At 71.7% G+C, this 7862-nt stretch carries 8 protein-coding genes and 1 pseudogene; 2 read left to right on the top strand and 7 right to left on the bottom strand.

Annotated features, from left to right (window positions below):
- Window positions 1–247: 247 nt before the first annotated feature.
- The 3 genes and pseudogenes from ACFCY1_RS41105 to ACFCY1_RS41095 all read right to left on the bottom strand — a co-directional run bounded on the left by ACFCY1_RS41105 (window position 248) and on the right by ACFCY1_RS41095 (window position 2163).
- Window positions 248–1051: a DUF3710 domain-containing protein gene (locus ACFCY1_RS41105; RefSeq protein WP_049657098.1), complete on the bottom strand. Its 804-nt coding sequence runs from the start codon at window positions 1049–1051 to the stop codon at window positions 248–250.
- Window positions 1052–1053: 2 nt separating this feature from the next.
- Window positions 1054–1588 (bottom strand): annotated as a pseudogene (gene dut / locus ACFCY1_RS41100) (dUTP diphosphatase).
- Window positions 1585–2163, bottom strand: a complete 579-nt coding sequence (locus ACFCY1_RS41095; RefSeq protein ID WP_049657100.1) for a PaaI family thioesterase — start codon at window positions 2161–2163, stop codon at window positions 1585–1587. Before ACFCY1_RS41095 ends, dut begins: the two are co-directional and overlap by 4 nt.
- 134 nt (window positions 2164–2297) lie before the next feature.
- Between ACFCY1_RS41095 and ACFCY1_RS41090 the strand changes: the two genes are divergently transcribed.
- Window positions 2298–2747, top strand: coding sequence for a DUF3093 domain-containing protein (locus ACFCY1_RS41090; protein WP_049657093.1), 450 nt, complete (start codon window positions 2298–2300; stop codon window positions 2745–2747).
- A 268-nt stretch (window positions 2748–3015) separates the two neighbouring features.
- Here ACFCY1_RS41090 and ACFCY1_RS41085 read toward each other — a convergent pair whose 3' ends face one another.
- The 4 genes from ACFCY1_RS41085 to ACFCY1_RS41070 form a co-directional block, all read right to left on the bottom strand.
- The gene (locus ACFCY1_RS41085; protein ID WP_030285479.1) at window positions 3016–3315 is read right to left on the bottom strand and encodes a DUF4193 domain-containing protein; all 300 of its coding nucleotides are present in this window, start codon (window positions 3313–3315) and stop codon (window positions 3016–3018) included.
- A gap of 472 nt (window positions 3316–3787) precedes the next feature.
- Window positions 3788–4771, bottom strand: coding sequence for an acyl-ACP desaturase (locus tag ACFCY1_RS41080; RefSeq protein WP_049657095.1), 984 nt, complete (start codon window positions 4769–4771; stop codon window positions 3788–3790).
- A gap of 229 nt (window positions 4772–5000) precedes the next feature.
- Window positions 5001–6299, bottom strand: coding sequence for a cell wall metabolism sensor histidine kinase WalK (locus ACFCY1_RS41075; protein WP_074005649.1), 1299 nt, complete (start codon window positions 6297–6299; stop codon window positions 5001–5003).
- 73 nt (window positions 6300–6372) lie between these two features.
- On the bottom strand, window positions 6373–7026 hold the full coding sequence (locus ACFCY1_RS41070) for a response regulator transcription factor (RefSeq protein WP_049657097.1): 654 nt from the start codon (window positions 7024–7026) through the stop codon (window positions 6373–6375).
- 444 nt (window positions 7027–7470) lie between these two features.
- On the opposite strand from ACFCY1_RS41070, the gene ACFCY1_RS41065 reads away from it, so the two are divergent.
- Window positions 7471–7656 (top strand): hypothetical protein, encoded by a 186-nt coding sequence (locus tag ACFCY1_RS41065; protein WP_030057688.1) that lies wholly within the window; start codon window positions 7471–7473, stop codon window positions 7654–7656.
- Window positions 7657–7862 lie beyond the last annotated feature (206 nt).

The raw sequence follows: 7862 nt of genomic DNA, 5'->3' as shown, positions 1-7862 counted from the left end.
TCGGACCGCCTTCCAGCGGACCCTCCGGGCTTCGTTCTTTCGTGTTTCCAGCTTATCAGATGTTTTCCGCTCCGTTTTCCGGAGTTTCATTCATCGGATTCACTTTCCGCTTTGCCGCCCCGGTCTCCCGCGGCGACTCCGGAACTGTACGGGCACCGGCACGTCACATGCAAATCGCCCCTGCCCGGGCTCCCGGGCAGGGGCGATCAGTGCCGATCAGGGCCGACCGAAGCCGGCCCGAGCCGGGTCAGCGAACCTCGGTGATCTCCGGGCCGCGCGCGAACGGGTCGAGCGCGGTACCGCCGAAGCGGTTCTCGCCCTCACCGGCGGCGGCGGTCGCCCCGCCACCGTCGGCGACCATCTGGGCGTCCTCGGGAAGCTTCAGGACGATCGGGTCGCGGGGAGCCATCGGGGACTCGCCGCGCACGACGACCGTCTGCCGGAAGACCTGCTCCAGGATCCCGGCCATCTCCGGCTGCACGGCGGCCTGGCCCGAGATCACGCCGCGCAGGAACCAGCGCGGACCGTCGCAGCCGACGAACCGCACCAGCTGCACGCCCTGGGTGCCGTCCGGCAGCTGCACGGGGACCCGGGCGCGGAGGTGCCAGCCGAGCGGGCCCTCCTCCTCCTCGATGAGGCCGCCCTGCGAGGTGATGCCGTTGGCGATCTCCTCCCGGACCTCCCCCCAGATGCCCTCCGACTTCGGGGCCGCGAAGGCCTGGAGCTGGATGGCGCTGTTTCCGAGCACAAGGGTTGCCGCCACGATCGCGTCACCGGCGACCTCGACGCGCAGCTCCATGCCCTCGACGCCGGGGACCAGCAGACCCCCGAGGTCGACGCGCCCCTCCTCGGGGTTCTCCAGCTCGGAGTGGTCCCACGGACCGTCCGGCCGGGGGGCCGGCGGCAGGCCGACCCTGTCGGCCGGGTCCAGCTCGGTCACGTTCTCGCTCTCGGCGGAACCTTCGACGTCATCGGCCGTCTCGTCGGCGCTGATGGCGTCGTCGGCGAGCTGCTCGACAGCGTCCTCGCTCTTCTGGCGACGACGGAACACGGTCACTGCCCTTCCCGGTCCAAGACCGATGCGAATGCCTGCTCGGCTTCCTGCGAGGCCGCGGGCATGCTAGACCGCGGCATGGCCGCCGGTCGACCCGAACCCGCCCTCGGCGCGTGCCGACCCAGGCAGCTCCTCCACCTCGTGGAAACGGGCCTTCTCGACCTGCTGGATCACCAGCTGGGCGATTCGGTCCCCTCGGCGGAAGCTGACCCCCTCACGCGGGTCCAGATTGACGACGATCACCTTGATCTCTCCACGGTACCCGGCATCGACCGTCCCCGGGGCGTTCACGAGGGCAACACCGCAACGAGCTGCCAGGCCCGACCGGGGGTGGACGAAGGCCGCGTAGCCGTCCGGCAGGGCGATGGCGATGCCGGTGGGCAGCATGACCCGCTCGCCGGGGGCCAGCTCCGCGTCGACGGTGGTGCGCAGGTCGGCACCGGCGTCCCCGGGCTGCGCGTAGGCGGGCAGCGGCAGCTCGGGGTCGATGCGCTTGATCAGGACGTCCAGCTGCGGGCGGGGGGTGTCGCTCAAGGGTTCACCTCAAAGGCTCGTGCGCGCTTCATCAGATCCGGGTCGTCGAGGACCTTCTCGATGTCCTCGGGACGACCGTGCGTGGTGAAGTGTTCCAGCTTTACCTGGATGAAGAGGGCCTGGGACCGGACGGCGACCGGCCCGTCCGGTCCGCCGATCCGCGCCTCGGCGGCGCTGTAGATCTTGCGGCCGTGCACGCCGGTGATCCAGGCGCGCAGGTGCAGCACCGAGTCGACGGGCACCGGGCTGAGGAAGTCGGTCTCCAGCCGGCCGGTCACGGCGGGGGCGTGCAGCAGCCAGTTGAGCGTGCCGAGGGTCTCGTCCATGGCGGTGGTCAGCAGGCCGCCGTGGGCCAGGCCGGGGCCGCCCTGGTGGGCGTCGCGGACGGCGAACTCGGCGGTGACGTCGAGTCCCTCGCCGGCGACCGCGTCGATCCGCAGGCCGCCGGGGTGCTGCGGGCCGCAGCCGAAGCAGTGCTCGTAGTGGGAGCCGAGCCGGGTGCCTGGGGCGGGCGCCTGGGGGTGGCGCTCCGGCAGGACGGCGTCCGGCGGCGGGGTGGTCGGGGACGGCGGTATGGCGGGCGCCGGCCGGTCGGTGGGGGTGCTGGGGGCTGTCGTACCGGTCACGGGGCCCCAGCCTACCCAGGGGTAGCGGGCCTCCGGTGGGGGTGGCGTCCCGGGCCGGACGTCAGGGCGACCACAATGGAGGCATGTACGACGAACGCCTCACGGTGCCGCGCTCCTGGTGGCTGCTCCCGATCGCGCTGGGCCTCACGTTCGCGCTGATCCTGATCCGGGTCAGCGGTCCGGCCGCGCTGATCGGACTGGTGGTCGGCATCGCCGCCGGCGCGGTCGCGATCAGCAGCTACGGCTCGGCCCGCATCCGCGTGGTCCAGGGCTCCCTGGTGGCCGGCCCGGCCCGGATCCCGGTGGACGCGCTCGGCGACGCGCAGGCGCTGAGCCCCGCCGAGGCGGCGGCCTGGCGCGGCCGGAAGGCCGATCCGCGCGCCTTCATGCTGCTGCGCAGCTACGTCCCGACGGCGCTGCGGGTCGAGGTGACCGATCCGACCGACCCGACGCCGTACCTCTACCTGTCGACCCGCTCGCCGATGAAGCTGGCGGAGGCGCTGGAGGACGCCCGGCGCGGCGCCCGCACCTGAGGCGGACCGGGCCGGCCGCGAGGCGGTCGGGCCCGGACACGAGCCGGACGGAAGAGGCCGGACAAACGGAGAGGGACGGTTCCGCTGCTGCGGGACCGTCCCTACGACTTTGTCCTGACCGGTCGACCGGCCGACTCCGTCCTCCCGGGCCCGTCCAGACGGACGATGCCCGGACCTGCCGTCCGGCCCCGCTGCCCGGGGCCGGAAGGAGCGGTGTACCGGTCCCGCGGGCGCAGCCGCGGGCACCGGGTCCTGTCCGCCGCGGTGCTCAGGCGCCGCAGTCCCGGCAGATCGGGTTGCCGTTCTTCTCGCTGTAGAGCTGGCTGCGGTGGTGCACGAGGAAGCAGCTCATGCAGGTGAACTCGTCCGCCTGCTTCGGCAGGACACGGACGGCGAGCTCCTCGTTCGAGAGGTCGGCACCGGGGAGCTCCATGCCCTCGGCGGCGTCGAACTCGTCGACGTCGACAGAGCTGCCGCCCTTGTCGTTCCGCCGAGCCTTGAGCTCCTCGATGCTGTCTTCGTTGAGCTCGTCGTCGGTCTTGCGTGGGGTGTCGTAGTCGGTTGCCATTTTTCGCTCTCCCCCTCCGGGTTGTGCGGTGTGTGCGGTATCTCCAGCGCACGTAACGCATGGGGGGTCGGTCTTGTGCCCGACCCGAGGCGGAGATTTTGCCTTACTTCAAGCCCTGTTACTCAATCGACACTCAGCCCGGGCTCCATCGGGGTGATCCCCAGGGCTGTGGAAGGCCTCACGCTGGGCCATCACCAGCCTTCCGGGGACCCGGTAAACCGACCACGCACAGTGAGCACAATCGGTGTGGATGTCTGGGGAATCCCTTGTCCATCAGGGATGCCGACCGATTCCGCGGACCGACCGGTGACCGGAATCCGGTCACGGACGGCGATCGACACCCCTGATCAGGTGATCACTCTCCGGGGTTGCCCGGAATCGTGGAGCGACACGGTGTGAGCTTGGTCACGTTCAGAATCATCCAGGGCAAACCGCGGGAAATCCACCCACTCCGACCGCTCGGTCCAGCATCTCAGCCGGCGTTCCTCCGGGCCTCCCGGCGTGCCAGCAGGGCCGCCTGGCGCTCCTCGAACTTCCGGGCCTGGCCGTCCAGCCCGTCGAGGAAGACGCCCAGCTCGTTCTGCGCCAGCAGGCCCTCCGGGCCGAGCCCGCCGATCTCCATCACCTTGAGGTGGCGCAGCACCGGCTGGAGCACGTCGTCGTGGTGGATGCGCAGGTTGTACACCCCGCCGAGGGCGATCTGCGCGGCGGCGCGCTCGAAGCCGGGGATGCCGTGGCCGGGCATCCGGAAGTCGGTGACCACGTCGGCGACGGCCCGCATGGCCTGGTCCGGGGCGATCTCCAGGGCGGCCTTCAGCAGGTTCCGGTAGAAGACCATGTGCAGGTTCTCGTCGTTGGCGATCTTCGCCAGCAGCTGCTCGCACAGCGGGTCGCCGGCGTACCTGCCGGTGTTGCGGTGCGCGATGCGGGTGGCGAGCTCCTGGAAGGCCACGTACGCGACGGAGTGCAGCATGCTGTGCGCGTTGTCGGACTCGAAGCCCTCCGACATGTGGCTCATCCGGGCCCGCTCCAGCTCCACCGGGTCGACCGCGCGGGTGGCGAGCAGGTAGTCGCGAATGGCTATTCCGTGCCGGCCCTCCTCGGCCGTCCAGCGGTGCACCCAGGTGCCCCAGGCGCCCTCGCGGCCGAACATGGTCGCGATCTCGTGGTGGTAGCTGGGCAGGTTGTCCTCGGTCAGCAGGTTGACCACCAGCGACACCCGGCCGACCGGGGTCACCTTGGAGTGCTCCAGCGACCAGGCCTCGCCGCCCAGCACGCCGTCGAAGTCGCGGCCCTGGCTCCACGGGACGAACTCGTGCGGCATCCACTCCTTCGCCACGCCCAGGTGGCGGTTGAGCTCCTTCTCGACGACCTCTTCGAGGGCGAGGATCAGCCGCGCGTCGGTCCAGCCGCTCGCGACGAGCGGGGAGCTGCTCTGCACAGGGGCGATGGTCACGGTGGTGCTCCTGAGGGGACGGCACGCGCTGGGACGGGCGCGCTGGACGGGGACACGTCGTGGACCCGTCGGCGGGGCGCCGACGGACTCACCTACGGTTGCGTAGGTTACGACACCGTAAGTTGCTCGGGCCGGAAAAGACAAGCCGCCCCCGCCAGGCCTTATGTCGTCTTGACGGGCCTGGCGGGGGCGGCTGGAAACGGTCGCCCGCGGAAGGGGCGTTCGACCCTTACGGCGAGGGGATGCGGACCCTCATGGTGAGGCCGCCGCCGGCGCGCGGCGTGGCCTCGATGGTGCCGCCGTGGGCGCGCACCACCGAGCGGACGATGGACAGGCCGAGCCCGACCCCCTTGTCGCTGCGGGTGCGGTCGGCGCCCTTGACCCGGCGGAACGGCTCGAAGATGTGCTCCAGCTCGTACCCGGGCACCACCGGGCCGGTGTTGGAGACCACCAGCTCGCCGCCGCCGGGCACCGCGGTGGTGGCCAGCTCGACCCAGCCGCCCGGGGTGTTGTACCGGACGGCGTTCTGCAGCAGGTTGAGCGCGAGCCGCTCCAGCAGCACGCCGTTGCCGGCGGCCATCGCCGGATCGAGCTTCGAACGCAGCTCGACCTCGCGCTTGTCGGCCTCGCCCCGGGTCTGCTCCAGCGCCCGGGTGGCCACCTCGGACAGCTCCACCGGGCGCCGGTCGGTCAGCTCGTTCTCGCTGCGGGCGAGCAGCAGCAGGCCCTCGACGAGCTGCTCGCTGCGCTCGTTGGTGGCCAGCAGGGTCCTCCCCAGCTGCTGGAGGTCGGAGGAGGTCGCCGGGTCGGAGAGCTGGACCTCCAGCAGGGTGCGGTTGATCGCCAGCGGGGTGCGCAGCTCGTGCGAGGCGTTGGCGACGAAGCGGCGCTGGGAGTCGAAGGAGCGGTCCAGCCGGTCCAGCATGCCGTCGAAGGTGTCGGCGAGCTCCTTGAGCTCGTCGTCCGGGCCGTCCAGCTCGATCCGGCGGTGCAGGTCGGAGGAGGCCACGTCGCGGGCGGTGCGGGTGATCCGGCCGAGCGGGCGCAGGACCCGGCCGGCCATCGCGTAGCCCGCCGCGAAGGCGATCACGGCGAGGCAGAGCAGCATGGTCAGCGACTTGCGCAGCAGGGTGTTGAGCGCGGAGTCGGAGCGCGCCAGGAAGTCGGCGGCCTGCAACTGGTTGTAGCTCGTGCTGTTCATCGTGGAGTGGACGCCGTCCGGGCCGGTGACCTGGATGCTGCCGTCGAAGACCAGGTTGCGCGGCGCCAGGTACGAGACGGCGTCCTGGAAGAACACGTACATCAGCAGCAGCAGCACCACGCCGGCCATCAGGAACATCCCGCCGTAGAGCAGGGTGAGGCGCATCCGGATGGTGGGGCGGAAGGGGAACCAGGCGAGCATGCCGTCGCCGGGGACGTAGGGCCCGGGGCGGTGGACGCGCGGCGGGGTCAGGGGCTTCGGCGGGACGGCACGCGGGCCGCCGGCGGGCGCGCCGGAGGCCCCGCCGGCCGGGGGCGGGGTGGTCATGATGGTCCTCTCGGGGCGTCCGCCGGGGCGGGCGCTTACGGCGGGGAGTCTCGGGGTGGGCGGACTCCGGTCGTCAGATCCGGTAGCCGGAGCCCGGCACGGTGACGATCACCGGCGGGTCCCCGAGCTTGCGGCGCAGCGTCATCACGGTGACGCGCACGACGTTGGTGAACGGGTCGGTGTGCTCGTCCCAGGCCTTCTCCAGGAGCTGCTCGGCGGAGACGACGGCACCGCCGGCCCGCATCAGCACCTCCAGGACGGCGAACTCCTTGGGGGCGAGCTGGACGGTGCGCCCGTCGCGGATCACCTCGCGCCGGCCGGGGTCGACCGAGATGCCGGCCCGCTCCAGTACCGGGGGCAGCGGGATGGTCGCGCGGCGACCCAGCGCCCTTACCCGGGCGACGAGTTCGCTGAAGGCGAACGGCTTCGGAAGGTAGTCGTCCGCGCCGATCTCCAGGCCCTCGACCCGGTCGCTGATGTCGCCGGAGGCGGTCAGCATGATCACCCGGGTGGCCAGGCCCTGCTCGACCACCTTGCGGCAGACGTCGTCCCCGTGGACCAGCGGAAGATCGCGGTCCAGGACGACGACGTCGTAGTCGTTGACCGCGATGCGCTGGAGCGCGGCCTCCCCGTCGTACACAACGTCGACGGCCATCGCCTCGCGGCGCAGACCGGTCGCGACGGCCTCTGCAAGCAGCTGCTCGTCCTCGACGACGAGAACCCGCACGGTCGTTGTCCCTTCTCCAGGCCGGCCCCGGAAGCGGACGCACGGCTCCGACGGTGCCTCCATCCTGCCTGGTCGGGCGGTAAAGCAGCGATAAGCTGCCCCTCGGGCACGGAACCCGGGTCCGCGGCGGTCACTGTTCGCATCCGCACCACTCCGCTTGGACTGTGACACGGGCAACTTTCTCGCGCCGAAAGGTTTCCCCGCCCTGGGGGCGGGGAGGACAGCTGCACACCCGCGATCTGGCTGACGGCCGATCGCACCCACCCGCCGTGCGTTCATCCGCGCCGGCCCTGGGGCTGGGACATCACCGGGAGCGGCCGAAGGGCCGTCTCCGCACCCGTCCGGACTGCCACCACCTTCCGGCCTGGGTGCTTTCACCGGCTGGACCTTCCCCGGGGCGGAGAGCGCACGACCGTGCACGTCCGACACAGTAAGGGGGCCCGTATGGACGCCTTCAAGGCCGGAATCCTGCAGCGCATAGCCAACGCCGAGCAGGACCTGCACCGCGCGATCGAGGCCGGGGACGAGTTCCTCGCCGAGGTGGAGCAGTCCGAGCTGGACGACCTCCGCCGACTCGCCGCCGAGCACGGCGTGGACACGGTGCTGGAGCGCCACCGCACCGCTGCCTGACCCGTCCGGCACACCGACCCGTCGCCGGACCTCCGGCACCAGCGGCCCTACGGGGGCCGTGCGAAACCCAGGCCCTGGCATCCCCCGTATGTCAGGGCTCTTCGCATGCCCGGGGGCCTTCGCACCCGGGCCCGTCGCACGTCCGGGCCGTCCCCCCCCCCGGGGTGCGGCGGCGGGGCGGCGGGACCCGGCAGGCCCCCCCCGCG

This window comes from Kitasatospora sp. NPDC056273 (genome assembly GCF_042268845.1).
GTDB lineage: Bacteria > Actinomycetota > Actinomycetes > Streptomycetales > Streptomycetaceae > Kitasatospora.
This window is presented reverse-complemented; position numbering and strand designations above follow the sequence as displayed.

Coding starts and splice junctions, on each gene's coding strand:
- ACFCY1_RS41090 (WP_049657093.1), top strand. CDS start 2,298: ATGTACGACGAACGCCTCACGGTGCCGCGCTCCTGGTGGCTGCTCCCG.
- ACFCY1_RS41085 (WP_030285479.1), bottom strand. CDS start 3,315: ATGGCAACCGACTACGACACCCCACGCAAGACCGACGACGAGCTCAAC.
- ACFCY1_RS41075 (WP_074005649.1), bottom strand. CDS start 6,299: ATGACCACCCCGCCCCCGGCCGGCGGGGCCTCCGGCGCGCCCGCCGGC.
- ACFCY1_RS41065 (WP_030057688.1), top strand. CDS start 7,471: ATGGACGCCTTCAAGGCCGGAATCCTGCAGCGCATAGCCAACGCCGAG.